This is a genomic window from Sorangium sp. So ce375 (assembly GCF_051473855.1).
In the GTDB taxonomy this organism is placed as follows: domain Bacteria; phylum Myxococcota_A; class Polyangia; order Polyangiales; family Polyangiaceae; genus Sorangium.
Genome location: NZ_CP150335.1, coordinates 12,410,953 through 12,437,405, shown reverse-complemented (window position 1 = coordinate 12,437,405; position 26,453 = coordinate 12,410,953). Strand labels below are relative to the sequence as shown.

At 71.3% G+C, this 26,453-nt stretch carries 15 protein-coding genes; 5 read left to right on the top strand and 10 right to left on the bottom strand.

Features of this window, described 5'->3' with window-relative positions:
* The first annotated feature begins 539 nt into the window (after window positions 1–539).
* Complete coding sequence (locus tag WME90_RS46150) at window positions 540–1,433, top strand: LysR family transcriptional regulator (RefSeq protein WP_437278484.1); 894 nt, start codon at window positions 540–542, stop codon at window positions 1,431–1,433.
* A 30-nt stretch (window positions 1,434–1,463) separates the two neighbouring features.
* Here WME90_RS46150 and WME90_RS46145 read toward each other — a convergent pair whose 3' ends face one another.
* Both WME90_RS46145 and WME90_RS46140 read right to left on the bottom strand, forming a co-directional pair.
* A complete protein-coding gene (locus tag WME90_RS46145) occupies window positions 1,464–3,716 on the bottom strand; it encodes a hypothetical protein (protein WP_437278483.1) in 2,253 nt (750 codons plus the stop codon).
* A 647-nt stretch (window positions 3,717–4,363) separates the two neighbouring features.
* Entirely contained in the window at window positions 4,364–6,094 is a 1,731-nt protein-coding gene (locus WME90_RS46140) for a PHP domain-containing protein (protein ID WP_437278482.1), read from the bottom strand.
* A gap of 218 nt (window positions 6,095–6,312) precedes the next feature.
* Between WME90_RS46140 and WME90_RS46135 the strand changes: the two genes are divergently transcribed.
* The 3 genes from WME90_RS46135 to feoB all read left to right on the top strand — a co-directional run bounded on the left by WME90_RS46135 (window position 6,313) and on the right by feoB (window position 12,166).
* Window positions 6,313–9,573 (top strand): esterase-like activity of phytase family protein, encoded by a 3,261-nt coding sequence (locus WME90_RS46135; RefSeq protein ID WP_437278481.1) that lies wholly within the window; start codon window positions 6,313–6,315, stop codon window positions 9,571–9,573.
* Window positions 9,574–9,914: 341 nt separating this feature from the next.
* Window positions 9,915–10,226 (top strand): FeoA family protein, encoded by a 312-nt coding sequence (locus WME90_RS46130; protein WP_437278480.1) that lies wholly within the window; start codon window positions 9,915–9,917, stop codon window positions 10,224–10,226.
* On the top strand, window positions 10,223–12,166 hold the full coding sequence (feoB, locus tag WME90_RS46125; RefSeq protein WP_437278479.1) for a ferrous iron transporter B: 1,944 nt from the start codon (window positions 10,223–10,225) through the stop codon (window positions 12,164–12,166). The genes WME90_RS46130 and feoB overlap by 4 nt, the downstream gene beginning before the upstream one ends.
* Window positions 12,167–12,214: 48 nt before the next feature.
* Here feoB and WME90_RS46120 read toward each other — a convergent pair whose 3' ends face one another.
* The 7 genes from WME90_RS46120 to WME90_RS46090 form a co-directional block, all read right to left on the bottom strand.
* Entirely contained in the window at window positions 12,215–13,297 is a 1,083-nt protein-coding gene (locus tag WME90_RS46120; protein WP_437278478.1) for a formylglycine-generating enzyme family protein, read from the bottom strand.
* Window positions 13,298–13,580: 283 nt separating this feature from the next.
* Entirely contained in the window at window positions 13,581–14,816 is a 1,236-nt protein-coding gene (locus WME90_RS46115; protein ID WP_437278477.1) for a hypothetical protein, read from the bottom strand.
* Window positions 14,817–15,464: 648 nt separating this feature from the next.
* Window positions 15,465–16,985: a hypothetical protein gene (locus WME90_RS46110; protein ID WP_437278476.1), complete on the bottom strand. Its 1,521-nt coding sequence runs from the start codon at window positions 16,983–16,985 to the stop codon at window positions 15,465–15,467.
* Window positions 16,986–17,270: 285 nt separating this feature from the next.
* Window positions 17,271–18,410 carry a hypothetical protein gene (locus tag WME90_RS46105; RefSeq protein ID WP_437278475.1) on the bottom strand — a complete coding sequence of 380 codons (1,140 nt, stop codon included), beginning with the start codon at window positions 18,408–18,410 and terminating at the stop codon, window positions 17,271–17,273.
* A complete protein-coding gene (locus WME90_RS46100) occupies window positions 18,407–19,714 on the bottom strand; it encodes a FecR domain-containing protein (protein ID WP_437278474.1) in 1,308 nt (435 codons plus the stop codon). Before WME90_RS46100 ends, WME90_RS46105 begins: the two co-directional genes overlap by 4 nt.
* Entirely contained in the window at window positions 19,705–20,355 is a 651-nt protein-coding gene (locus tag WME90_RS46095; protein WP_437278473.1) for an RNA polymerase sigma factor, read from the bottom strand. The genes WME90_RS46100 and WME90_RS46095 overlap by 10 nt, the downstream gene beginning before the upstream one ends.
* Before the next feature lie 73 nt (window positions 20,356–20,428).
* Window positions 20,429–21,334, bottom strand: coding sequence for a hypothetical protein (locus WME90_RS46090; protein WP_437278472.1), 906 nt, complete (start codon window positions 21,332–21,334; stop codon window positions 20,429–20,431).
* Between WME90_RS46090 and WME90_RS46085 the strand changes: the two genes are divergently transcribed.
* Complete coding sequence (locus WME90_RS46085; protein ID WP_437278471.1) at window positions 21,324–21,590, top strand: hypothetical protein; 267 nt, start codon at window positions 21,324–21,326, stop codon at window positions 21,588–21,590. The genes WME90_RS46090 and WME90_RS46085 overlap by 11 nt on opposite strands.
* Before the next feature lie 73 nt (window positions 21,591–21,663).
* Here the strand turns inward: WME90_RS46085 and WME90_RS46080 are convergent, their stop codons facing one another.
* Window positions 21,664–26,397, bottom strand: coding sequence for an nSTAND1 domain-containing NTPase (locus tag WME90_RS46080; protein WP_437278470.1), 4,734 nt, complete (start codon window positions 26,395–26,397; stop codon window positions 21,664–21,666).
* Window positions 26,398–26,453: the final 56 nt, after the last annotated feature.

The window sequence follows — 26,453 nt, the reverse complement described above, 5'->3', positions numbered from 1 at the left end:
CGTGCGCGGGTCGACACGGGCAGACGCGCGCGTGCGCGATCGACGCGGGCAGACGCACAGCGACAAGCGACAAGGGCAGCCTTGGAAAACGGAGTAACGTCCGCTAGGATGGACTGCCCCCTGTGGAGCGCACGAGGGAGCGCGCCAGATAAAGTAAAGATACTTTCTCATGTCTCGACCGCTCACCGGGGCCGTCCGCTGCGACCCCCGGGACGACGAGCAGACCCGGGCCGTCATCGAGCGGAGCCGCGCCAAGCAAGAGGGGCGGCTCGATGAGCTCGTCAACAACGTCTGGGGCGGCTACGAGCACTTCCACGAGGGCACAGAGTTCTGGACGGAAGCCGGGTTCTGGGCTGCGCCGTTCTCGAGCAGCTCAAGAGCAGCGAGAGCCCCACCTTCATCGGCAGGGCAGTCGCCGCCTTGGCCGCCGATCGCGGAGCCCGCGAACTGCGCTCGCGACCCCCTCACCCGCCCTGTCCGTGCCGGCCAGCTTCGTGACGTTCCAGCTGAAGGCACGCCTGGGCTACGCTCTACCCCTCGTGACAAAGCCGTCAGACCTCGACTGGAACGACCTTCGCTACGCCCTCGCCGCCATGAGGGCAAAAACGTTGGCTGGCGCGGCGCGCTCGCTGGGCGTCGAGCACTCGACGGTGGGCCGCAGGCTCGTGGCGCTCGAAGCGGCGCTGGGCGCTCCGCTGCTCACGCGCGGCCCCGAGGGGCTCTCGCTCACGGCGATAGGCCAGACGGTCGCGCCGCTGCTCGAGCAAATGGAGCAGGCGGCGCTCGCGGTGCAAGCGGCCGTGCGGTCGCAAACGGTTCGGGTCAAGCTGGCCACCCCCTCGGCCTTCGGCCGCTTGCTCGCCCCGCACATCGGCGCCTTCCAGGCCGCCCGCCCCGAGATCGTCTTGGAGGTACTGAGCGGCAGCCGCCCGGCCGACCTCAGAAAGGGCGAGGCCGACGTCGCGCTGCGTTCGGGCACGGTCGACGGCGACGATCTCATCGCCAAGAAGATCGGCGAGCTCGATTGGTCGCTGTATGCGTCGGAAGCCTACCTGGCGCGGCACCCGGCTTCGGCCGGCTCGTTCGACCTTCGGGGGCACGACCTCTTGGGCTTCGAGGCCGGCACCAGCAACGCCTTTCTGGCCCGGTGGCTCGAAGAAAACGGCGAAGGCGCCCGCGTGCTCATGCGGTACCGCGAGGTGAGCGACCTTCTGGCCGCCTGCGTCGCGGGCATGGGCCTCACCATCTTGCCTTGCCTCCTCGCGTCGCTCGAGCCTTCGCTCCGGCGGCTCACGGGCGAGAGCCTCGGCAAGAGCCGGCTCTCGATCGTGTACCGCAAAGAGGCGCCCCTCGCCGAGCCGGTGAGGGCGGTCATCGAGCTCGTCACCGAGGCGTTGCGGGGGCACCTCGGGCCCCCAGGGCGCCGCGGATGAGCGGCGCCCTGCCCCGGGGCCATTCGGGGGTTAAAGGTCCCGCGAGCGGTGCCAGAGGGTGCCGTCGGGGCCCACGACGAAGACGTCGAGCCTGCCCGGGGCCGAGCTCACGAGGATGGGGTCGCCGCCGACGTCGACGGCGAGCGTCGCCCAGTCGGTCTGCCCGGGCCACCAGCTGCCGGCGCTCCACTCTTTGTAAAGCAATCGACCGTCGGTGCTCCGGGCGACGACTTCGAGGTGGCCGACGTCCGACGAGACCACCGACGGCGGCCCCGCGAGGTTGCCGCCCATGTCATACCAGTCGGTCTGGCTGGGCGACCAACCCGACGCCTCCCAGGCCTTGTTGTACGCGCGGCCGTCGGCGCCGCGCCCGATGATGTCGAGGTGGCCGGCGCCCCACGAATCGACGGCCGGAGTCTCGGCGAACTGCTTGCCGCCGAGGCCTTGCCAGCCCGTCTGGGAGGGCCACCAGCCGGCCGACGCGTTATAGACCTTGTTGTACGCCCGCTTGCCGGCGTCGAGCGCGATGACGTCGATATGGCCGGCGCCCCACGAGGCGGCCGTCGGCGCGGAGCCCATCGCGCCAAGGTCGTTCCACCCAGATGGAGAGGGCGACCACTGGCCCGTTGAGGTCGACCACGACTTGTGCAAGACCTTGCCCGACGCGCCCAGCGTGAATACGTCGAGGGAGCCGGGGTCGGGCGAGACGGCGACCGGCGGCGCCGAAGCGGGGCCCCCGAGAGAGTCCCACGTGGTTTGCGAGGGCCACCAGCCGGCGAGGAGAGGGTCCCACACTTTGTGGTACACCGAGTTGTCGTTGCCGAGCATGAAGGCGCTCAGGTGGTCGCCTCGCCTGACGAGCGCCGGCGCTCTGCTCGACGAGCCGCCCAGGCCCGCCAGGCCGAGCTGCGACGGCCACCACGAGGGCGGCGAGCCGGGCGTTTGGACCTTGTTGCCAAAGGTGGCGTCGGCGTTTCTGACGACGAGATCGAGCTGGCCCGACGGCTTTGTCGCGGCGGCCGGAAGCCCCCTTGCCCCGGCGCCGACGTGCTCCCAGTCGCCCCAGCCTTTGCCGATGCCGAGGGCGGGCCTCTTGCCCCGGGCGCCGGCGAACCACGACGAGTCGACGTCGTAGGTCAGAACGCGCTTCACCTGCTCGACCTGCGAGTCGCTGAGCGACCAGCGGTCGCCGGTGTAGCCCGGATCGTAGTTATAGCTCATGACGTTGGCGCCGAGGTTCGGCGCCGACGGCGTGTGGCCGGGCAGCGTGAGGCCGAGGCCCTTCAAGCCGTCGTCGCCCGTATAAAGAATGTCGCATGCCGAAGGGAAGCTGACGCAAAGGCACGTTTGGCTGTAACCGGGGTCGGCCTGGTTGCAGTCGGCGTACTCGAAGCCCGTGCGCGGCACGGCCAAGCGCAACGCGCGGTCGGGCACGGCCGGGGGGCAGTTGTCGAGCGAGCCGTAGCAGGCGAAGCCGAGCGGGTTCTGCGCCCAGGCGCTGTTGCCTTGAATGGGCCGTAGAGACGATTCGGGGTAGCCCGCGGCCTGCGCTCGGCTCGAGAAGTAGACGTTGGTCGTGGTCGCCGGGGGCAGATCGGCGGGTTTGTAGACGAGGTCCCAGAAGTCGGCGAGCTTGGCCGGGGCGCCGGTCGCCGGGTTCTTCAGGTTGGGGTTCGACAGATCGTAGCCGAGGCCCGCGCCGCGGAACGAGTGCGAGAGGCCCAGGTAGTGCCCCAGCTCGTGGGCGAAGGTGCGGTTGCCCGCGCCCATGTTGTAGCGTTGAATGATGATGCCGTTGCCCTCCCAGGGATAGGCGCCCCAGGCTTGGCTGCTCGAGCGCACGGTGAAGACGACGATCTCGCTCTCGTTGCCGCAGAGCGAGGCGGCGCGAAAGAGGGCCATCTCTTCCGACTCGGTGCCGCTCAGCCCGGGGGCCGCGCAGCCGGGGTTGAAGGCGACGGGGGGCGCCGACGAGGGGGGCGAGGGCCAGGCGTAGCTGCCGCCGATGGTGGTGAAGGTCGGGCTGGTGACGACGACCGATGCGGCCAGCGAGAAGCGAATGCCCGCCTTGACGAAGGCGGCGTTCGCGCCGGCAATCTGCTCGTTCAGGGCGGCCCGGCCGAGCGAGTCGTCGGTGCCGTCGACGAACTGAACGAACCGAATCGGGATCTCTCGGTTGATGACGGTCGTCGAGGACGATAACCCGGCCGACACCTCGGCCGCGGGGGCGCCGTCGGGCGCGGGTTCGAGATCGACGTCGGCGGTGCCGCAAGCTGTAGTCAAAAGAATGGACGCCGGAAGGGCGCGTGCGAAGAAAAACACGTGAGTCTGCCGAAGTGTCATTGGGGTTCCTTGGTGCGTGGAATGACGGCGCCCTGAGCGGGTCGGGGCGGCGCGCGCCCCCGCGAAGGGCGCGCGGCGGGGCCCGCGCTGCCGTCGTTGCAAGGCTGTGGTACCCGCCGGCGGACGAACCGTCGATTCGCAATGTGCGCCCAGGCCCGTGCAAAAATGCACGCACCGCCTCGGGGTGGTTATCCGCCCCCTCGCCCCGGTGAACGCCTCGGCTGCCAGGTCGAGGCCCCAGCGGCCCGAGCACAAGGCATCTCATCCGGCAACGACAGCGCGCCTATGGGCGCGTGCGTCGCGCCCGCCGCCGCTCGACGTGCTCCGCCGTAACTAGAGCGCCGAACAGATTGAAAGCTGTCTAAATTCATTAAGTTGCGATACCCAACCATCCTTCCGGGAAGCAAGCTCCAAGGGCAAGGAATGCGGGAAGGAGAGCAACCGCAAGGGCGCGAGGGGCGCAAGGGACGAGAGACGAGATATTTTCTTGCCTTCCCCTTGCGCCCCTCGCGCCCTTGCGGTTGCTCTTCCCTTCTGTTGATTTCCTCGCGACTCCGACGTGATCGGTCCTCTAGGCGTAGGGCGCGTCAGGCGGCGGGCCGGACCGCCTTCACGAACGCCGCCGGGCCGAGCGCGTTCAGCACCTCGCCCCGGCGGAGGCCGCCGCGCCGCGCCGTCCCCACGCCGAACCGCAGGTTGTGGAGCGCGCTCGTCGAGTGGGCGTCCGTCGAGATCACGAAGCGGATACCGCGCTTGCGCGCCTCCTTGATCCACCGGGGCTCCATGTCGAGGCGGTACGGGTCCCCGTTCACCTCGACGGCGGCCTTCGACTCGGCCACGGCGTCGAGCACCTCCTCGACGCGGCACGCGAACGGCTCGCGCCGCTGGATGAGCCGGCCGAGCGCGTGCCCCCAGATCTTGAAGACCGGCAGCCGCATCGCGCTGACGAGCCGGCGCGTCATCTGGTCCGCGTCCATCTTCATGCGCGAGTGGATGCTCGCGATGATCACGTCGAGCTGCTCCAGGATCGCGTCAGGATAATCGAGCCTCCCCGATTCGAGGATATCCGACTCGGTGCCTCGGAGGAGCTTCACGCTCACCCGCTCCTGGACGCGGGCGATCTCGTCCCACTGCTTCTTCAGCCGATCGAGGCCGACGCCGTTCGCGTAGTGGGCGGCGGGCGAGTGATCGGTGATGGTGAGGTATTTCATCCCCATCGCCTCGGCCTCCAGGGCCATCTCCTCGATCGTGTTCTTGCCGTCCGAGTACACCGTGTGGCAGTGCACCATCCCCTGGACATCGCCCTCCTCGACGAGCTCCCCGTCGCGGCGCCCGCGCGCGGCGTGCTCCAGGGCAGCCACGATGTCCTCCTCGCTCTCCCGGAGCTCGGGCGCGATGTACGGGACGCCGAGGTGCTCGTAGATGTCCTCTTCCGTCTTCACGGAGAGGCGCTTCTTGCCCCGCGAGAGCCCCCTCTCGTCGAGCGTGAACCCGAGCTCGCGCGCGACCGCGCCGAGCGCCGAGAGGTACGCGGGCGCCCCCGTCCGGTGGTGCAGCGCGGCGGCGTAGTCCCTGGGCGGCACGCAGAGGAGCTCGCCGCGCAGGCCGCCCGAGAGCCTCACCTTGCACCGCGCGTCGTCGCGCTCCTCGACCTCGGCGACCCGCGGGAACCGGACGAAGCGGTCGATCACCTGCGCGGCGTCGTCCGCCGCGGCCACGAGGTCGATGCCCGTCACCGTCTCTTCCCAGCGGCGGATCGAGCCCGCGAGGTCGGCCCGCTCGGTCGCCTCGCACCCGCGCACGTGGGCGAGGAGCGGCTCGGCCGCCTCGAGCGCGTCGACGAGGAGGACGCGCTCGTCGCGCGCCTCGTACTGGGCTATCCCCTCGAGCAAGCTCGCCTCGGTCTTCGCCCCGAACCCCTTCACTGCCCGGACTTTCCCCGCGAGACACGCCCTCTTCAGCTCTTCCACGGTGCCGATGCCGAGCGCCTCGTGGAGCGCCTTCATCCGCTTGAGGCTCATGCCCGGCACCTGCGCGAGCTCCAGGACGCCGCTTGGCAGCTCGGCGCGGAGCGCCTCGAGCTGCCCGGAGCGCCCCGTCTGGTAGAGCTCGGCTATCTGGGATGCGAGCGCCGAGCCGATGCCCTTGATGCCCGTGAGCTTCTTGCCCCTGACGAGCGCGCCGAGGTCGTCCGTGAGCTCCTCCAGCGCCTCGGCCCCCGTCTCGTAGGCGCGCGCTCTGAACGGGTTTTCCCCCTTGATCAGGAGGAGCATCCCCGTCTCGCGGAGGGCGCGGGCGATCTCGAGCTTGTCGAGCATGGATGGCGCAACTCTAGCACTCGCGGGGGCCGGAGTTCATGCCGGAAGGCCCTTTGCAGCGTGGCAGTTTGCCACAGCGACACCGGCGGAGACCGCCGCGGCCGCGCTCGGCCGGGCACACTGAAGTACACGGATCTGCAATGAAATGTTCAGGCGGCTGTCGCGTCGCCGGCGCTCGCCTCGGGCACTGTGGGCGGCTTCAACAAGGAGAACGTGACGTGAAGCTGCGCAGTCTCAGCTGGATCGGCCTCGGTGCCGTGGCGCTGGCGCTCTCGGGGTGCTCGGAGGATGGAGGCGAGGTACCGGACGGCGGCCAGAAGGCCGGCGCCATCCTGGGCTTCAGCGACGAGCCGGCCGGCGACCGCTGCGAGAACGGTGGCACGCGGGTCGACTCCGGACGCGACCTCGACGACAACGGCCGGATCGATGAAGGCGAGGTCGAGACGACCACCTATGTGTGCAACGGGCTCGACGGCAAGCCGGGAACGGATGGCCCCAACGGCGAGCCTGGCGCTGACGGCACGGATGGCGCCGACGGCGCTGATGGCGTCGACGGCACGGATGGCGCCGACGGCGCTGATGGCGTCGACGGCACGGATGGCGTCGACGGCACGGATGGCGTCGACGGCACGGATGGCGCTGACGCCCAGCAGGTGCTCATCGACACCGCGTCTGAGCCGAAGGGGCTGAACTGCCCGAATGGCGGGCAGAAGGTGACCAGCGGGATCGACGCCGACGACGACGGCGTGCTCGATGAAGGCGAGATCTCGGACACCGCCTATGTCTGCAACGGGGAGGACGGCGGGCGCGGCGTTGCGGGGTTCCAGCTCGTGGCCAAATACACGGCCCCCGGCGGGCCGATCGCCGAGATCGTGGCGGCCTCTCCCGACGGCAACGTGCTGGCTTATACGAGCAGCGTCACGCACACCGTGGGGTTCGTGGACATCTCCGACCCGAGCCGCCCCGCGCTCCTCGGCACCGTCGACATCGCAGGCACCGTGAGCAACGGCAACGGCGAAGCCACCTCGGTCGCGATCACGCCGGATGGCCGGTATGCGATCGCGGCGGTGAAGGACACAACGGATCCGATCCACAACGCCGATCCCGGCGCCCTGGTCTTCATCGATCTCGCGACCCGGACGATCGCCGGCTCGGTGGCGGTCGGCGTCGGCCCCGATAGCCTCAAGATCACGCCGGACGGCGCCCGGGTGGTGGTCGCCATCGAGGACGAGGAGAACGCCGACGACAACGCGGTCGCTCAGGCGCGCCCCGGCAGCGTCCAGATCGTCACCATCGACGAGGGCGACCCCTCGGCGTCGACCGTGGCCACGATCGCGCTCACGCCCGGAGTCGGCAACATCCCGGGCGATCCGCAGCCCGAATACGTCGACATCACCTCGGACGGCAGGACGGCGATCGTGTCGCTGCAGGAGAACAACCTCATCGCGGTCATCGATATCGCCTCTGCGACGGTCACCCGTTATATCGAGGCGGGCACGTCCACCCACGCTCGCGCCGATCTCGCGTCGAACGGCGAGATCGAGCTCGCGAGCTCGGGCTTCACCGGGCTGCTCGAGCCGGACTCGGTGTGTCTGCTCGCGGGCGGCCGGCACTTCGTGACGGCCAACGAGGGAGACACCCCGAACGGGGCGGTGGCCTCCGGCCTGTGGTCGGGCGGCCGGGGATTCTCGATCTTCGACCTCGACGGCGCCCGCGTCTACGACAGCGGCGACGCCGTCGAGCGGCTCGCGGCGCGCGCCGGCGCCTACCCGGAAGGGCGCTCTGCCAACCGGGGTATCGAGCTCGAGGGCTGCGCGACCGGGGTGTTCGGCGGCACGGACTACGCCTTCTTGCTGGGCGAGCGCAACGCGACATTGCTCGTCGTCGACGTGAGCGCCCCCTCGGCGCCGGTGCTGAAGCAGCTGCTCGGCGCGCCTATGCGGCCCGAGGGCGCGGTCGCGATCCCGTCGCGCAACCTCGTGGCCGTCAGCGGCGAGGGCGACGACGGCGTGGGCGGCGGCATCTGGCTGTATCGCTCGGTCACGGATCCGGCCGAGGTCGGCCACGGCCCCGACGTCTACGACGCGCGCTCGGGGGGCCCGGGCTTCGGCGCGCTCGGCGCCCTCGCGTACGAGCCGGCCACCGGCTTCCTTCTCGCGACGCCCGACAACGCCTTCGCGCGCCAGCGCATCTGGTCGTTCTGGCCCGATCACGGCGAGCGGCGCATGCAGCTCGTCCGGGAGCTGATCCTGAAGAACAGCGCCGGCGCCGAGCTCGTGGGCTACGATCCCGAGGGCATCTCGGTGAACCCCGAGGGCGGCTATGTCCTCGCCAGCGAGGGGATCGCCGGCAACGGCGGCAGCGCGACCTGCGTCGGCTCGGCGCTCAGCAACCGACTCCTGTTCTTCGACGAGCGCGGCCAGCTCGACCCCGGCTACGGCCACGGAGGCATCGTGGATCTCCCGTGCGGCGGCGAGGCGAACGCGATCGACTGGTCGACGGTGCGCGCCAACGGCTTCGAGGGCATCGCCGTTGTCGACGGCGCGCCGTCGGCGTCTGGCGGCCTCAAGGTCTATGTGGCCATGCAGCGCGCGCTCACGACAGAGGGTCAGAGCACCCGAATCGGCGAGTACGACGTCGATACGGGGACATGGAGCTGGTACTTCTACCCGCTCGACGCGAACCCCGGCGGGTCGCGTGGCAACACGTTCCTGAGCGAGCTCATTCACGTGGGCGGCGACACGTTCGCGGTGGTCGAGCGCGACCAGGGCTGGGCGGGCGAGGCGGGGAACAAGACGATCCGCACCTTCGCGCTGTCGAGCGGCACGCCGAACGACATCGCCGATCCGGTGGACAAGGCGCTCGCCTGCGATCTCCTGGAGCACCCGTTCCGCTTCGATCAGGAGAAGATCGAAGGGCTCGCGCTCGGCGCCGGCGGCCTGTGGATCACGAACGACAACGACGGCGGCGAGGCGATGAGCTTCTTCGTCCGGCTCGACCCATCGGTGCTGGGCGTCCAGGGCGGGGACGGCGATCCGGAGGAGCCGGGCGATCCGGAGGAGCCGGAGGAGCCGGAGGAGCCGGGTAATCCAGGTGGAGCTACCGTGGTCATCAACGAGGTGCGCTCGGCCGGAGAGGACTTCGTCGAGCTCTACAACAACGGCGCCTCGGACGTCGATATCAGCGGTTTTCGGCTCACGGACAACGATCCGTCGCACGAGCTCGTGCTCCCCGCGGACACGACGGTCCCCGCGGGCGGATACCTGCTGATCCGCGGAGAGAGCAGCGGTGAGCCCCTCCGGCTCACCTTCGGGCTCGGGTCGGCGGACTCGGCCATCCTGTACACGCCCGGCGGCGTCGTGGTCGACCAGCACACCTGGACCGGCCACGTCGATACGGCGAGCCGCTGCCCCGACGGCACACGCGCGTTCGTCGCGCCGGCGCCGGCGACCCCGGGCGCGGCCAACAGCTGCCCCTGAGGGCGCGCGGGGAGCGCGAGGGCGCTCCCGGGCGACCGTGATGAAACGAGGGCGCCGAGGCCGCGCGCCCTTGCCCGCGAACATCGGCGTCCTCGACCGCCCCCTCTCCAACCCTCGGAGCGGCCGGGGGCGAGCACCTCCCGGGAGGCGCCGCACAGGCGGCCCCTGCGCGTAGAAACACGCTCGGCATGGACGGCCGTCAGGCCTTGCCTGCGCGGATCGGTGGAATCCCGCTCAGGGGCTACCCACAGGGGCCAGAAGCGTGTAATGCTCTTGAAAACGAATTTCAGTAGCGCAAGCCCCCCATGAGCCTCAACGCCCCTTCCACTCTCGACGTATGCGTGTCGGACCTGAGCTCGCCTGATGTCATCGCCCCGCGAAAGGAGGCGCGCGCCGCCTCTGCCGCGGGCCCGCTCGCGGCGGTGCGTCCAGGCGAGATGGTGCGCGTGATCGAGGTTGGCCTCGAGGCCGACCTGGCCGGATGGCTCGAAGCCATGGGCATCGGCCCCGGCCAGACGCTGACGGTGCTCCGGCGCGCCGCGTTCGGGGGGCCCATCCACGTGCGCACCGGCTCGGGCGGCGAGTTCGCGATCGACGCGGGGCTGTCGCGCCGCATCGTCGTCGCACCCCCTGTGCGAGCGGAGACGGCGTGACCTCCCACTGCGTCGACGCGCCCCCGGTCCGGCAGGAGACGGGCGCCCGGCGGCCGCTCGTCGTGCTGCTCGGGCGTCCGAACTCGGGCAAGTCGTCGCTGTACAACCGCCTGACCGGCGGGAGCGCGCACGTCGGCAATTTCCCTGGCATCACGGTGGACATCCTCACGAGCGACGTCCGCCTCGCCGGCGGGGCGGGCGTGACGGTCGCGGACCTGCCAGGGTTCTATTCGATCGAGTCGGTCGTGGACCCCGCGACGGACGAGGGGATCGCGCGCCGCTTCATCCACCAGGCCCGCGACAGCGGGCGCGCCTGCCTCATCGTCCAGGTGCTGGACGCGACGCAGCTCGCGCTCGGTCTCCGGCTGACGAGAGAGCTCGTGCGGCAGGGGTTCGCGCCGCTCGTTGTCGCCACGCAGCGCGACGTGCTCGAGGCCGAGGGGCGCGCCATCGACGTCGAGGCCCTCCAGCGCGACATCGGCCTCCCCGTGCTGGTCGTGAGCGCGCGGGATCCGATCACGCGCGACACCGTGCTCGCGGCGCTCGGCTCGCGGCTCACGGCGCCCGCGCCCGCCGCCGCGGCGCCCACGTGGGACCCGGACGAGGTGGCGCGCGCCGCGTACACCGACGCGGCGACGCGCGACGCCGCCGCCGACCGGAGGCGGACGTTCACCGCGCGCGCGGACGCGGTGCTGCTCCACCCCGTGGTGGGGCCGTTCCTGTTCCTCGGGCTGATGGCGCTCGTCTTCGCCGCGGTGTTCCTCGTCGCCGCGCCGGCCACCGAGGTGCTCGACGCAGGGCTCGGGCGGCTCGGGAGCGCCGTGACCGCCGCGCTCGGCGGCGGGCTCGTCGCCTCATTCATCGCGGATGGCCTGCTGGGCGGCGCGGGGACGGTGCTCGCCTTCATGCCGCAGATCGTGATCCTCACGGTCGCGATGGAGCTGCTCGAGGCGAGCGGGTACCTCGCGCGCGGCGCGTTCCTCGTCGATCGCGTGCTCCAGTTGCTGGGGCTGAGCGGCCGATCGTTCCTCCCGCTCTTGATGGGCCACGCGTGCGCCGTGCCCGCCGTGCACGCGACGCGCATCATCCGCGACCCGCGCGAGCGCCTGACGGCGATCCTTGTGTTGCCGCTCATGACCTGCTCGGCGCGCATCCCGACGTACGCGCTCCTCCTGACGACGTTCTTCGCGTCGTACGGCGCGTGGGTGCAGGCGCTGCTCTTCGTTGGGCTCTATTTCTCCGGCATCCTCGCGGGCCTCATCGCGTCGCTGGTGCTCCGGCGCACGGCGACCCGCGGGCGCTCGTTGCCGCTCGTGCTCGAGATGCCCGCGTACCGCGTCCCCGAGCTCGGCCTCGTCGCCCGCCAGGGGGCGCGGGCGGCGTGGCGGTTCATGCGCGAGGTCGGGACCGTGATCCTGGCGGTCTCCGCCGTCCTCTGGGTGCTGCTCACGGTCCCCGCGCCGGGTCATCCCGCCGCGCCGGCGCCGGTGGACGCCACGGCCGAGGTCGCGCCGACGCCGGTCGCGTCGAGCATCGCAGGCGAGGTGGGGCGGGCGCTGGAGCCGATCACCGCCCCGCTCGGCTTCGACTGGCGCATCAACGTCGGCCTCATCGGCTCGTTCGGTGCGCGCGAGGTGATGGTCGGGACGCTGGGGATCATCTTCGGCATCGAGGACGCCGGGGACGAGCCGGCGCCGCTCGCCGAGCGGATCCGCGATGCGAAGGGCCCCGACGGGTCGCCCGCGTACACGATGCGCACGGGGCTCGCGCTGCTCGCGTTCTTCGTCATCGCCTGCCAGTGCATGAGCACCGTGGCGGCGATCCGCCGCGAGACGAAGACGTGGCGCTGGCCGGCGTTCGTCCTCGGGTACAGCTATGTGGCCGCGTATGTCGTGGCGCTCATCGTCTACCAGGTGAGCGGGCTGTTCGGTATCGCCTGAGCCCGGCCCGCGCGCCGGCGCCCGCACCAGGGACGGGCCGCGGAGGGCTCACGGCGCTGGCAGATCGCGCGCGCACATCGCCGATACGTAGTAGTGGCGGCCGTTGGTCTCGTAGGGCGCGCGGTAGGTCGTCGTCTGCCTGTATCCGGCGGCGACGAAGCTCCCGCCGTGCGTGACGCGCAGGGCAGCGTGGTTGTCCAGGCGGGAGCAATCCGCGCACGGCACGAGCGGGCGGTCGTCGTCGGCCGCGTCGCGCGTGATCTTGTAGGCCTCGCCGGCGAGATCGAGCTGGCCCCAGCGCCCCGCGCCCCGGGGAAAGGAGCCGACGGGCGCGAGATCGTCCGTGGTGCAGCGGATGAGGCTCCACGGAGGGAACGCGTCCTGGCAGGGCAGCGACGTCGTGCCGTCGCCCTGACAGCAAAAGGCCGCGTCTTCGGTGGTGATGGGGGAGGAGCCCCACGGATACAGCCGCTGCTCGTCGCCGCCGGCGGCGGCGTAGTTCATCTCGGCCTGGGTCGGCAGGCGCCCGCCGTCCCACGCGCAGAACGCGAACAGCTCGAGCCATGTCGCGCACACGATGGGTTTGTCCTCGTTAACGGCCGGAGCGTCGGTCCATGTCGGCCAGCCGTAGGGATCGCAGACGAGCGCCCGCTTTATCGCTTCCGTGGTCGCCGGGAGCAGGGTGTTCCAGGCCGGATCCCACCCGCTGTCCGGGATCTTCGGGTGCGCCCCTGCGCCGGCCGGAGGCGGGCTGGCCTGCGTCGGGCCGCCGGTCTCTTCCAGGTAGCGGCGAAACCGCCCGACCGTGATCATGTACTTGTCGAGGTGGAAGCTGCTCACGCTCGCCGGATACCGCGGGTCGTTGAGCCGGTTGAACGTGCCGCCGGGCACGGGCAGGCTGGCGCAGCAGTCGTCGTCGTGATCGAGGCCGCAGCGGCTGTCGGCGCCGGGCGTGGCGCCCGCGCAGCTCCGCGGAGGCGCGTGCGCAAGGTCTCGCCCGACGTGAACGGAAGCGCCCGCGTCCTGCGCCGCAGCGCCACCGCTGTACGCGTGGATGGATCCCTGGATCGCCGCGAGGGTGCAGAGGACGAGGAGGGCCGGAGTCGGCTGTCGAGTCGGTCGCGTGGCCATTTGAGATGGTTAGGTGCGAGCGCCGCCGCTCTGGTTGTGCGACATGGCGTCGCGGCGCGGGCGATGCGCCGGGGAGAGCGCCGGAGCGCGGCCAGCGCGAGGCGGATCGGGCTCCCAGGAGCACGGGAAACAGCGTGTACCTCCTCCACGCTTTCCTGGCTTCCTGCGATGTCGTCGGAGCGCAGGGAGGGCGCCTGTGGAGCGTCAGGATTTCTCGTCGATCAGCAGGTGTCGCTCGCGAGAGCCCGACGACCGCGCACGGCGCGCCGCACGAGGAGGTCTCTCACTCCCCTGCTTCGGTGCTGCAGGTGATGCTGATCCACCCTCGCTGGGCCTCTATCGCACCGCCGATGAACCGCAGGGGCGATGCGTGCTCCGAGGGCTCGCAGCTCCGCTGCGACACGAGCTCCGGCACCTCGGTCGCGCAGAACCCGCTCGGACACCCTGGACAATCGAGCGAATGCCGGCAGCTCTCCAGGTCCGCGCCGGCGAGCTGCACGACTTCGCAGCGGCGCAGCTCCCTGCCGTGGCGCTCGACGAACGTGGGGTGGCCGCCTGGATCACGGTGACCCAGCGCGGCGTCGCAGCGGTCGAGATCGACAAGATCGATCACGACCTGACAAGCGACAACGCCTCCGGCGTCCACGGCGATCGGGCGGACCAGGCAGTCGGCTCCGCACTCGGCCCAGCCCGGGTGAAGGAGCATGTCCCACGTGTGCTGGTCCTCGCAGCGGAAGGCGATCGGCTCCGCGTGCATGAGCGTGCTCCACGCCTGAAGTCGCGTGCTCCCTTGGTCGATGGCGAAACAGGTCGAGTCGAACGTGGTGAAGGGCCCGACCACCTCCGTGTCCAGGGTCATCGACAGCGCCGCCTGGCTGGGGACGTGGTCGGAGGCGATCCCGGGCCCCTCGTCGTCGCGCGTGCTCGCGACGAGCAGCCTCGCGATCCTGTCCTCGGGCAGCGACGCCACGAAGGCTTCCTCCGCCTCCCCCACGGGTGCGAGCGCGCCCGTGACGAGGTCCAGCGCGCGCCTGGCCGTCCGAAGCGGGTGGTACTCCTCTCCAGGCTCGGCGAGGCGCTGCCCCAGCGCCTCTGTCACGCCAGCCATCACCGCCTCCACCTCCTCCCTGGTCGAGGTCTTGGTGGTCCACGCGAGCGCGGGGATTTCCCTTGAGGTGAGGAGCGCGGCAGCATCGGGCGCGCTCGGCCGCGCGACGACCACCCGGACATCGCCGGCGTGCCACTGGGCCGGATCCGCGCTGCCGCATGACTCCGTTTCCCACCGCGATCCGAGCACGGCGAGGAGGCTCGCGCGCACGCTCTGGGCGACGCGCTCGCGAAGCTGCGCGGCTTCGGCCGTGTCCGTGTCATCGACGACGAGCACGATGACCTGCGGGGTCTCCTGGACGAGCCCTCCGTCGAGGACCAGCTGCGAGGTTGTCCGGGGGTTCACCGCCACGGGATCGGTGCCGCACGCCACGGCCGCGAGCGTCAACCATGCGAGATGGAGAGACCTCATTTGCCACATCATGGATGGTGTCAGCAACACGCGTACCAGTGAGGGCACCGCGTTTCAGGCCGAGAAGAGCGCTATTCCTGCGGCGTCCGAAGAGGGCCAGGCGCGCCATGCCAACGCGGCGGCGTGCGGCGCCAACCCAGTTGCTCGACGTATCGCTCTCATCGAAACCCGCGGGAGCTGGGTGGCCCCCGCCTCCGACGCACATGCGTCCCACAAAAAGATGGGTCGCACCCATCTCCCGCTGGACACGCCTCCAACAAAAAGACGGGTCGCACCCGTCTCCCGCTGGACATGCCTCCAACAAAAGACGGGTCGCACCCGTCTCCCGCTGGACATGCCTCCAACAAAAGACGGGTCGCACCCGTCTCCCGCTGGACATGCCTCCAACAAAAGACGGGTCGCACCCGTCTCCGCGCTGGAGATGCGCCCCGTCCCCGTACCCGGGTCGTTCACGAGGCGATCGGTCGGCTGCTCGGGTGGCCGGTGGCGCCGGAGGGGCGAGCGAGCTCGGGCCTGTCGTCGAGCCCGCCGTTCCCGTCGGCTCGCCGCCGGCGCCTTGCAGCGCGCCGCCCGCCCGCGCGTCGTGGCGAGCGCGCCCGCCGCGTCGCTGCGGACGAGACCGCGACAGCTCCGGTGATCGTGCGCGCTTCAAGGGGCGAATTTCACGAGGAAACCGTGCAGAAGAGGGTCCTCCTCGGGCTGGGTCAGCAGGCCCGCACCGAAATCGATGGTGTCGCCGAACAGTCCGGCCGCAATGACGTTGTCGGACCTGTCCACCGTCACGGAGGTGCCCCATGTGTCCGCAGAACTGTCGCTGTACGCGGCCCAGAGAGCATTGCCGGCCGCGTCGAGCTTCGTGACAAAGGCACGCGGGCGGGAGGAGTCCGTCGCGCCGGTGCCGAGGTCGACACGGCCGGACACATACCCCGTGAGCGCGATATCTCCTCCGTCCGTCATCGCGATGCTCGTGGTCGACTGGGCTTTGTCGTCGCCGAAGCTCTTGGCCCAGAGGAAGTTGCCTCCGGGGTCGAGCTTGAGCACGAAGATATCTCCTCCCGGAGCGGGGAAAGGCCCTCGCTCGTAGTCCCTGTCAGGCTCTGGACCTCCTCTGGATTCCAGCAGAACATCGCCAAGGTCCAGGTGGTCCCAGAACGTACCTGTCAGGGCGATGTTCCCGGAACCATCCACCGCGACGCCGTGGACAGTCGACCGCCCTGAGGGGATCGTCCTGTCCCAGACGTAGGCTCCATCCGCATCGATCTTGATCACGAAAATGTCATCGCAGGCCCTGTCTCTATCACTGCTCGTGCATGAGCCCGTCCGCGCGCCTCCGCCAAAATTGACTGTTCCATGGAAGTTGCCGGCGATGATGATATTGCCTGATGCGTCGGTGGTCATGTCCATGATCGCCGCGTTCCACGGGTAGCTCTTGGCCCAGAGGGGATACCCCGTCGGGTTGAGCTTCGCGATGAAGTGATGGTCGCCGCTCTCCTGCGGAGGGGCGGGCAGCACGAGCGCACCAAAATCGACGGTGCTGTCGTGGCTTCCGATGAAGATCACATTGCCGTCGTCATCCAGGTCGATGTGGTCTCCGGTTGTGACCGTCCCTCCGCCACCGGAGAACACATCCGACCAGATGTGTTCTCCCGCGTCGTTGAAGACGCCCACGACGGCGTGCCAGTATCCCCACGGCACGTCGAGCGATCCGCCCCCGAGGTCGAGCGCCTCGTCGATATTTCCCGTGATGGCGATGAGGCCCGACCTGTTGACTGCGACGTCCCTCGGATACTTGAACGCACCGTCGAACGTCTTGCTCCAGCGGCGGTTCCCGTCGACGTCGAAGCTGTCGAGCGGCGTCCCAGGCTCGACCGTGAACACGACCGTGTTGCCCAGACCATCCGCGGCGACGACCGGGTTGGGAGGCGATCCTTCGTTGAGGTCGGCGCCGGGGACGCCCGTGATCCAGAGAGGCGCGGCGTCACGCGGGACGACCACGTCGCCGCCCGTGGTGCCGGCGCTGCCCGTGGCGCCCGTGGTGCCGGCGCCGCCCGTGGCGCCCGCGGCGCCGGCGCCGCCCGTGGTGCCCTCGCCGCTCGCGCCGCCGATGGGATCGAGCGAGATGCGGCACGCGGTGCCGAGCGCCATCATCGCGAGGCATGTAGAGATCATGGTCTGTTTCACGGTGACTCCTAGAGCGCTCCTGGAGAGCGCTCGCGATCCGTTCTAGAGATGGCCGCGGCTCGTCCCGACGGCTCAACTTCGGACGACAGCGCTGGGCCGGGGAGGACGAGGCACGGGACCGAAGGCCGAGCCCCCCCGGCCGCGCAACGAACGAGCGCGGAGCCGCGCGGTCGTCGCGGTCACTCCCAGGAATGGCCAGTCCCCTTCAGGACAGCTCACCAGAACGGCTCGGAGGAGAGGAGCAGTCGTCGCAGGAGCACACGCGCCGGCGGCTCACCGCTCGACGACGACACCGAGCGAGAACGACGCGAGCGGGCCGAAGGTCGAGGTCACCCGTCCCACGAACCGGATGTCGACGGGCGGGATCGCCGCGCCTCCGAGCGCGCCCGCCGCGAGGTAGAAGGAATCGATGAGCCGGAAACGCGCCTCGGCTCGGCCATACACGAGCGCGGTGAACGTGGACTCGTCTCTGTCGACGTAGGGTGGCTCGGCTCTTCCGGACGCGCTCACGTGAGCGAGACCCAGGCCGGGAGAGAGGACGAGCCCGACACGGCGGCTCCTCGCGACGGGCGCGAGGACGAGCTCGGCGCCGAGGAGCATGGAGCGAAAGCGGACTTCACCTTCCGGCGCCTCGATCGTCGGGCTGACCACCGGCAGGTCCGCCAGGAGGCCGACACCGACCCTTTCCGAGGGCCAGATCCGGAGCGAGGCGCCGAGCGAAAGCGACGTGCCCGGCGTCTGCCATCCCGCGGCGATCGCGACGCCGACATCGACGAGCGCGGCCCTGGGCGCCGGCGCAGGGAACGCGGGCGCGGGAGGCGCCCAGGCGCGGGGCGGCGGGCTCCACCGCGCTCCACCGGGCACCACAGCCGGAGGCGCGACGGGGGCGGGCAGGAGCGGCGCCGGCGCGACGGCCGCCGGCGCGACGGCCGCCGGCGCGACGGCCGCCGGCGGCGCGACGGCGGAGGCGCGGACCTCCGACCGGAGCGCCCGCACCAGCTCCGCCGCGCGCAGCACCCGGGTGTCGAGCGGGCCGTCGGGCGCCACGCTCGCCACGAGCTCCGCCCGCCCGCCCGACGCGGACCAGATCTCGATGGCCCCCTCCTCGCCTTCGGGGACGACGAGGAGCAGCCCGCCGGGATCTACCGGCGCGGGGGTCGCCTCGACCCGCACCCGCAAGCCCACCGCTTCGAGCTCCTGCGACAGCCGGTGCGCCAGCGCCCCGCGCGCGCCGGCCACGACGGTGACCGGCGTCGGCTCGTCGGCCGAGCACGGCGCCGCGAGCGCCCCGAGCGCGCCGAACGCCAGGAGCGCCGCGAGCGCGCCGCACAGCGAGCACGCGACGGCGCGCGCGGCCGGCGATCTCCGCCAGCGCCGGGTCGACCTCCGTGACCTCCGCGGGCGCAGGATCAATCGGCCCCGCCGGCGAGCGTCGCCGCGAGCCCGGCGTGGGCGCCGTTCGGGTAGGCCGCGAGGTAGCGCGCGGCGAGCTCGCGGGCGCGCGCGTGCAGCTTCAGGTTCCTCGCGCACTCCAGGGAGCGGCCGAGCGCCTCGGGCGCGAGGGCGCCGCGGGGCCGCTCCGCGAGGTACACGGCGAACCAGCGCTCGGCCTCCGCCCAGGCGCCGCGCCCGTCGAACGCCATGCGGCCGAGGTGGTACGCCGCCGCCGCCGCGGCGTCGCTCCCGGCGAACCGCTGGCGCGCCGCCTCGTAGAACCGGGCCGCGAGGTCCGGCTTGCGCGAAAGCCGCGCCGCGGAGCCGAGATCGACGAGCTCCGCGCCGCTGGCGCGCCCGAGCACCGCGTCGATGCCCAGGAGCTCCACGTCCGCGAGCGCCTCACCGAGCCTTCCCGCGACGAGGAGCGCGCGCCAGCCCCCGGTGGGGGCCTCGACAAAGCCCCCGGAGGGGGCCTCGACCAGGGGAGCCTTCGCGCGGGCCGGCGTCGGCGGAGCGGGCGCGGGCGCGGCGGCGCTGGCGCTCGCGAGGAGGGCGGGCGGCTCCGCCGGAGGGCCCGCCTCCGGAGCAACCGCCGGAGGCGGCGCCTGCGGCGCGGCGGCGCGCGGAGCCGCGCAGGTCAGCCGTACCGACTCGGGGGCGGCGACGGCGCGCCCCGGCGGCTCGACGCAGGGGCCCAGGACACGCACCCGCCCGGCGACCATCGAGACCGCGAGCTCCTCGGCCTCCGTGTCCCACGTGACGTCGAACTCCGTGCCGATCACGTGGACCTCGAACGGCCCCCCCGCCACCACCCACCGGGTGTCGTCGCGATGCACGACACGCACGTGCAGCGAGCCGCGCTCCAGGAGGACGCCCGCGCCCCGAGGGTCGACCTCGGTCACGCGGGCGCGCGTCCCCGGCGCGAGGTCCACGCGCGACCCATCCGAGAAATCGAGCCCGACCCGCGACGCGTCCGCGGCCACCCACCGGCCGACGGCGCCCGGCGAGCCCTCGACCCGGTAGGTCAACGGGTCGCCCGGCCCGGGCAGCGCGAAGGCGAAGACGAGCGCGAACGCGGCGACGCACGCCGCCGCGAGCGCGAATCCGAGCGGCCGCCGGGAGGGAGCCGCCCTCCCGCGCAGCGAGAGCGCGGCCTCCTTGCGGTAGATCGCCTGGAGCCGATCCGCGGCTCGGGGCCGCGCCAGGTTATCGAGCGCAGCATCCTGGTGCGCGGCCACCCGGCGCCCCACGGCCGCGACGTCTTTGGTCCTCACGTCCATCGGTCGCCCTCCGCGAGCCAGGTCGAAAGCACGTCGTCTTTCTTGCAGCGCTCGACGAACGCGAGCTCTGCGCGGTGGAGCCGGCGCTTGACGGTCGCCACCGACACGTCGCACGCGGCGGCCACGTCGGCGAGCTCCTGGCCCTCGACGAACCGCAGCGTGAAGGCCAGCCGCTCGTCGGGATCGAGCGCCTCGAGGGCCCGGTAGAAAGCCCGCACGCCTTGCCGGGCCTCCGGATCGACGCTGGCCGCGATCTCCGGCACCTCGTCGCTCGCGAAGAACGCGAGCCAGCGGTGGCGCCGCTTCTTGCGGATCGCCTCGCGCGCGACGAACACGGCGACGCTCGTGATGAAGGGCTTCAGCGCCTCGGGCTTGTGCACGTCGTCGATGCGGGAGAACACCCGGGCGAACACGTCCTGCACCAGGTCCTCTAGGCTCCGGACGTCGCCCAGGATGCGAAACAGCATCCGCTCGACGAGGCCCGCGTACGCGTCGAGCAGGCGGCGCTCCGCCGCGGGGTTCCGGGCGTGCAGGCCACGCAGGAGGTCGAACGAGGCGGGCTGCGCGTCGGCAGGGCGCTGTGCGTCGGCAGGGCGGTCCGCTGGACGGGGCTTTCGGACGACGCGGAGGTGTGCGGGCATGCCGGTAGCCCCTTAGATGGCCGGACCCCGCCGTGACGGCTCATCGCGGGCGAGCAACTCAGGCGACGCGGTACTAGTTGCACCCGAGCCGGCACACCATGGCCGCCGTGTAGGCGCACCCGTGGTCGCCCCACAAAGACGAGCTCGGCCCCGTGCACCGGAACGCACACCCGCGCCCGTCCGCGGTCGCCTCGGCCGTCAGCCGGTATCCCTCGGCGTTGCAGCTCCCCGTCGACGACAGGCAGCTCGACAGCTGCGGCTCGCACTGCTCGACCACGTAGCCGGCAGGGCACGTCCAGTCCACGCTCGCCCGCCCATAATCCGGCGACCTCCCCGTCTCGGTCGCGACGGGCTCGTGCTTCGAGAACGTCGCCATCCCCGTCGTCACCTGGAGCGGCACCACGACGGCCCGCTCGCGCGGCACCACCGGGGCGGCCGCGTCCTTCGGTCGCACGACGAACGTGTCCCGCCGCGTCTGCCGCTCGCAGCCGGCCGTCGCGCCCTCCGGCGTCCACGAGAACGTGAGCTCCGCGCTCCCGTGCGCGGGCACCTCGACCGTGCGCTCGCCGTGGGTCACCCGCACGTCGACCTGCGCCCGGTTCGTGATGAGCGCCTGCGCCGTGCCCGCGGCGCCGTACGGAACCACGCCGAGATCGACCGGCAGCGGCGCGATCTCCGGCTCGGCGAGCGAGAAACGGCACACGTCCGCCACGGGGTAGATCGCATACGCGAGCGGCACGGCCTTCTTGACCTCCATCCGCAGCGCGCCGAACGCCTGCCCGCCTCCCTTCGCGCCCGCGACCGGCGCGCCCTCGACGCCCTCGATGGCCAGCTCCCCGACCGAGGTCATCGTCACCCGGCGGTCCCCCGCCTCGATCCGGGCCTTGAACAGGCCGGGCGCCGTGCCGTGCGCCTCGCCGGCGGTTCCCGCGCTCGTGCTGCACCAGCTCCTCGGGGACGCGTTCCTCGTGGCGTTCATGATCCACGCGGTGAGCGCCCGGCAATCCATGTTGCCCCTGCACGTGCTCGGCCGGGTCAACGCCACGCTCCACGTGCTCACCGGCGCGCTCTTGCCGGCGGGCACCCTGGCGGCCGGCTGGCTCGCGGGTCGCATCGGCGTGGAGGCGGCGGTGTGGGCCGGCGTGATCGCAGTCTTCGCCGCGCCGCTCCTGCTACTGCGATCCGCCGTGTGGAGGCTGCGGGCGGCGCGAGAGCGCGCCTGTTCGTGGGCGTGACCGCGCGCCGGAGCAGTCGTCCGTGTTCGCCCGTGCAGGCTGGTGGGATGCAACCTGCCCGTCTGTTCGTCCCTCAGCGGGCCTGCTCAACGCGGCGCAGGCAGGCCTCCTGATGGGCTCGAGCCGTGGCTTCGGGCACGCGAAGAAGCTCCATCCTCCGCTCGATGGGCATGCAGTAGGAGGTCGCAGTCCACAGCTTCGGATCATCGACGGCGTGGAGCGGCTCGAGATCGGTCCATACCCGCACGGCCTTGTCGTCGGACGCGGTGACGATGCGCTTGCCGTCAGGGCTGAACGCCGCCGAAAAGACCACATCCTCGTGACCGCGAAGGACGAGGGGCTCGCCCGTTCCGTCGGCGTTCCATATCCGTACCGTCTTGTCCCGAGACGCGGTGACAATGCGCTTGCCGTCTGGGCTGAACGCCGCCCCCCAGACCCAGTGGGCGTGACCCCGGAGGACCACGGGCTCGTCGGTGCCGTCGGCGTTCCACACGCGAGCGGTCTTGTCGTACGACCCGGTGACGACGCGCTTGCCGTCAGGGCTGAACGCCGCCGAAAAGACCACATCCTCGTGACCGCGAAGGACGAGGGGCTCGCCTGTGCCGTCGGCGTTCCACACGCGAGCGGTCTTGTCGTACGACCCGGTGACGACGCGCTTGCCGTCGGGGCTGAACGCCGCCGAAAAGACCCGAGCCCTGTGCCCCCGGAGGACCAGAGGCTCGCCCGTGCCGTCGGCGTTCCACACCCGCACGGTCCTGTCGAAGGACCCAGTGACGATACGCTTACCGTCGGGGCTGAACGCCGCCGAAAAGACCACAGCCTCGTGGCCACGAAGGACCAGGGGCTCGCCCGTGCCATCGGCATTCCACACCCGCACGGTCCTGTCCCAGGACGCGGTGACGATACGCTTGCCGTCAGGGCTGAATGCCGCCGAAGTTACCTCCTCCTCGTGCCCCCGGAGGACGAGGGGCTCGCCCGTGCCGTCGGCATTCCACACCCGCGCGGTCTTGTCCGCGGACGCGGAGGCGATGCGCCTGCCGTCGGGGCTGAACGCCACCGAATTTACCTCCTCCTCGTGCCCCCGGAGGACGAGGGGTTCGCTCGTGCCGTTGGCGTTCCACACCCGCGCGGTCCTGTCGTACGACCCGGTGACGACGCGCTTGCCGTCGGGGCTGAACGCTGCCGATCGGAGCCCATCCTCGTGACCGCGAAGGACCAGGGGCTCGCCCGTGCCATCGGCGTTCCACACCCGCGCGGTCTTGTCCCACGACGCGGTGACGATGCGCTTGCCGTCGGGGCTGAACGCTGCCGACCAGAGCCCATTCTCGTGACCGCGAAGGACCAGGGGCTCGCCCGTGCCGCCGGCGCTCCACACCCGCACGGTCTTGTCGTGCGATGCGGTGACGATGCGCTTGCCGTCAGGGCTGAACGCCGCCGAACAGACCCCATCCTCGTGACCTCGGAGGACCAGGGGCTCGCCCGTGCCATCGGCGTTCCACACCCGCGCGGTCTTGTCATCGGACGCGGTGATAATGCGCTTGCCGTCGGGGCTGAATGCCGCCGAGTAGACGGTATCGTCGTGGCCACGAAGGACAAGGGGCTCGCCCGTGCCATCGGCATTCCACACCCGCACGGTCCTGTCCCAGGACGCGGTGACAATGCGCTCGCCGTCGGGGCTGAACTCCGCCGAATTGAGCACGTCCTCGTGACCCCGGAGGACCAGGGGCTCGCCGGTGCCGTCGGCATTCCACACCCGCGCAGTCTTGTCATCGGACGCGGTGATAATGCGCTTGCCGTCGGGGCTGAACACCGCCGACCGGATCCGGTCTTCGTGTCCGCGGAGGACCAGGGGCTCGCCCGTGCCATCGGCGTTCCACACCCGCGCGGTCCTGTCGTGCGACGCGGTGACGATGCGCTTGCCGTCGGGGCTATAGCCCGCACGCGCGACAACATCCGGATGCGTGAGCACCACACGAGCAACCCAGCTGTGCAGCGCCCAGCGCGCGAGGACGGACCACCCTCGCGGCACATCGGGCGGCTCGACCTCGCGCAAGATCGAGAGCACGGTCGTCGGATCGGCTTGCAGCTCGCGCGCCGCGGCCATACGGGTGGCGTTGCGCGCCTGCAGGGCTTCGGCCTGCGCAAACGCTGCTGTCTTGGCGCGAATCGCCAGGTAGGACACGATGAGCGTGATCGCGCCGAGCGTGGCGATCAGACCCATGGCGAGCCGCCGGCGCACACGCCGCGCGCGCTCGGCGAGGGCTACGACGGCCAAGAGATAGCGCTCCTCGCGCTTGCCGAGCCCGGCGCGCCACTCGGCGCCGTGCGCGCGGCGGTGCTCGTACCACGCCCTGGCGCCCTCCGCCGCACGATCGCGCCAGAGCAGCCCTTCGGGCTGGCCGCTCGCCTCCCACGGCTGGGCCGAGGCGCGCAGCTGGGCCAGGAACTGCGCGTCCTGCTCGCTCTCGGCGAGCCATTGCCGGAGCTTCGCCCACCTGTCGATCAACGATTCATGGACCAGCTCCACGGTCGTGCCCTCGCGCTCGCCGCCGGTCTCGATGAGCAGGAGCCGCGCGCCGGCGAGGTGCTGGACCACCTGCGCGATCGCCAGGGCGGCGTCTCCCCCGCCGTCCGTCGCGAGCTCGCACAGCTCCTCCAGGCTCACCACCGCGCGCGTGCGCTCGGGCGTGACCAGGCGCAGGAGCACCGCCCGGGTCAGCCGCTGTTCGCGCGACGGCAGCGCCGCGAGCACCGCATCCGCGTGGGCCGACAGGGCACCAGCGACACCGCCGAACCGCTCGTAGCTGTCTCGCGTCAAGAGCCGGCGCGCGCGATCCCGCGCCTCCCAGAGCTTCGCGGCCGTGAATTGCAGGAGCGGCAAGGGGCTGCGCGTGTGCTTGAGCGTGTCCAGCATGTGCTCGACCATCTCCGCGGTCTCGAAGCGATATGCGGCCGCTTCGAGCGGCCTCGTCAAGGCCTCGCGCAGGCTCTCTCGCTCCATGGGTGGCAGGAACGAGAGCCCGCGGGCCACGTCGATCATGAGATGGCGATCCTCGGCCATGTGATCGAGGAAATCCGAGCGAACGGCGAGCAGCACGCGCAGGGGCGAGGTGGCGTCGTCGGCCGCGCCTTCCAGACAGGCGACGAACGCGGCCCGTTCCTCGCGCGTGGCGCCCAGCGTGTAGAGCTCCTCGAACTGATCGACGCAGAACAGGATGCGGCGCCTCTCTCCCTCCCGGCGACAGCGCGCGCGCAGCCGGGCGCCCAGGTAACCCGGCTGCGCGCGCAACGTGGCGACGAGCCCGTCATGATCGGAGAGCTCGGGCGAGCCTGTCGCGCCGGCGGACTCCGGCTCGGCGATCTGGGCGAGCACATCGACGAGCGCGGACAGCGGGCGGCGCCCCGGGCGCAGGACGAACGCCTCCCAGCGGTCGCCCGAGCGCTTCAGGGCCGGGATCACGCCGGCGCGCACGAACGACGACTTGCCCGCCCCGGAGGGCCCGGCCACGACCACGAGCTGCTGATTGCGCAGCCGGGTCACCATGGCTGCGATCTCGTGGTCGCGGCCGAAGAAGCGAGCGGCATCCGCCTCCTGAAATGCGGCGAGGCCGGCGAACGGGCTCTCGCCCGCGCCAAGATCGAGCGCCCTGCGACCGGGCAGGAGCGCCTCGAGCTCGGCCAGGAGCTCTGAGGCCGAGCCGATGCGCTCCGCTGCACGCTTCTTCAGGCAGCGGCCGATCACGGCGCCGAGCGCGCCCACGTCCGGGCGCCTTTGACTGGCGCTCGGCATGGGCAGGTCGAAGTCCACGATATCCAAGAGCCGCGCAGGCGAGAACGGGTCCAGCGGGTGCGCCCCCGTGACCAGCTCGTAGAGCAGGATGCCCACGGCCCAGAGATCGGCGCGAGCATCGATGTCCCAGCCCCGCAATTGCTCGGGCGACATGTACGGCGGCGTGCCGATGACCGCGCTTTCCCGTGCCTCATTGGCACCTCCGCAGAGCGCCGCCCGTGCCCCCGTGACCGTCGACATCATCCTGGCCTCGAGCTGCTTGGCGATGCCGAAATCGAGCACCTTGATGCGCCCGGTGTCCTCGAGGAGGATATTCTCGGGCTTGAGATCGCGGTGCACGATCCCGAGCTCATGCGCGCACACGAGCGCGCGGACCACCGGGATCATGAGCTCGACGGCCAGGCTGGGCGAGATCGGGTCTGGCGGGGTACCGGCGCTGTTGGGGGTGGACTCGAGCGCGCCGGGATGCTCGCGCTGGGCGATCCATTCGCGCAGCGTGCGGCCCTTGATGTATTCGAGCACCATGTACGGGTGTCCGTGAATCTCGTCGACCTCGTGGATGACCACGATGTTCTCGTGCCTGCAGCGCGCGGTGGCGCGCGCCTCGGCCAGAAAGCGCCCGATCCCTTGGCCGCTGTGCTCGTGGAGGAGCTTGACCGCGACGAGGCGGCCGAGCTTCGTGTCGCGGGCCAGGTACACGATCCCCATGCCACCCTGGCCCAGCTTGCGGATGATCTCGTAGTGCTTGATCGTGCCGCCGACGTCCGCGAGCCTGGAGCCCGGAGCGCGCTCCGCCAGCGTGTTCGCGTCCTGCGCCGGCAGGAGCGCGCCCTCATGCGCTGGCTCCTCGGGCATCGTGCCGGTTGTGCCCTCCGGGAGCGCGAGGCCGGTGAGCGCGACCGTACGCTCGGCCTCTTCACCAGGAGCGCTGCTCAGGCTCGGGCCGTCCTGCGGTCGCCGCGCCAGCGCCTCGGCGTCGCAGCTCGCCTCCTCGCTCGGCTGCCGGCTCTCGTGCATGGCCCCTCCGACGCTGCCGCCTCGCGCGGCAGCTCCGGGCGAAGTGTCCTCACCTC

Excerpts from the sequence above, each read along its gene's own strand:
- WME90_RS46090 (WP_437278472.1), bottom strand. The coding sequence starts at position 21,334 with ATGAACGCCACGAGGAACGCGTCCCCGAGGAGCTGGTGCAGCACGAGC.
- WME90_RS46080 (WP_437278470.1), bottom strand. The coding sequence starts at position 26,397 with ATGCACGAGAGCCGGCAGCCGAGCGAGGAGGCGAGCTGCGACGCCGAG.
- WME90_RS46140 (WP_437278482.1), bottom strand. The coding sequence starts at position 6,094 with ATGCTCGACAAGCTCGAGATCGCCCGCGCCCTCCGCGAGACGGGGATG.
- WME90_RS46110 (WP_437278476.1), bottom strand. The coding sequence starts at position 16,985 with ATGATCTCTACATGCCTCGCGATGATGGCGCTCGGCACCGCGTGCCGC.
- WME90_RS46115 (WP_437278477.1), bottom strand. The coding sequence starts at position 14,816 with ATGAGGTCTCTCCATCTCGCATGGTTGACGCTCGCGGCCGTGGCGTGC.
- WME90_RS46095 (WP_437278473.1), bottom strand. The coding sequence starts at position 20,355 with ATGCCCGCACACCTCCGCGTCGTCCGAAAGCCCCGTCCAGCGGACCGC.
- WME90_RS46120 (WP_437278478.1), bottom strand. The coding sequence starts at position 13,297 with ATGGCCACGCGACCGACTCGACAGCCGACTCCGGCCCTCCTCGTCCTC.
- WME90_RS46100 (WP_437278474.1), bottom strand. The coding sequence starts at position 19,714 with ATGGACGTGAGGACCAAAGACGTCGCGGCCGTGGGGCGCCGGGTGGCC.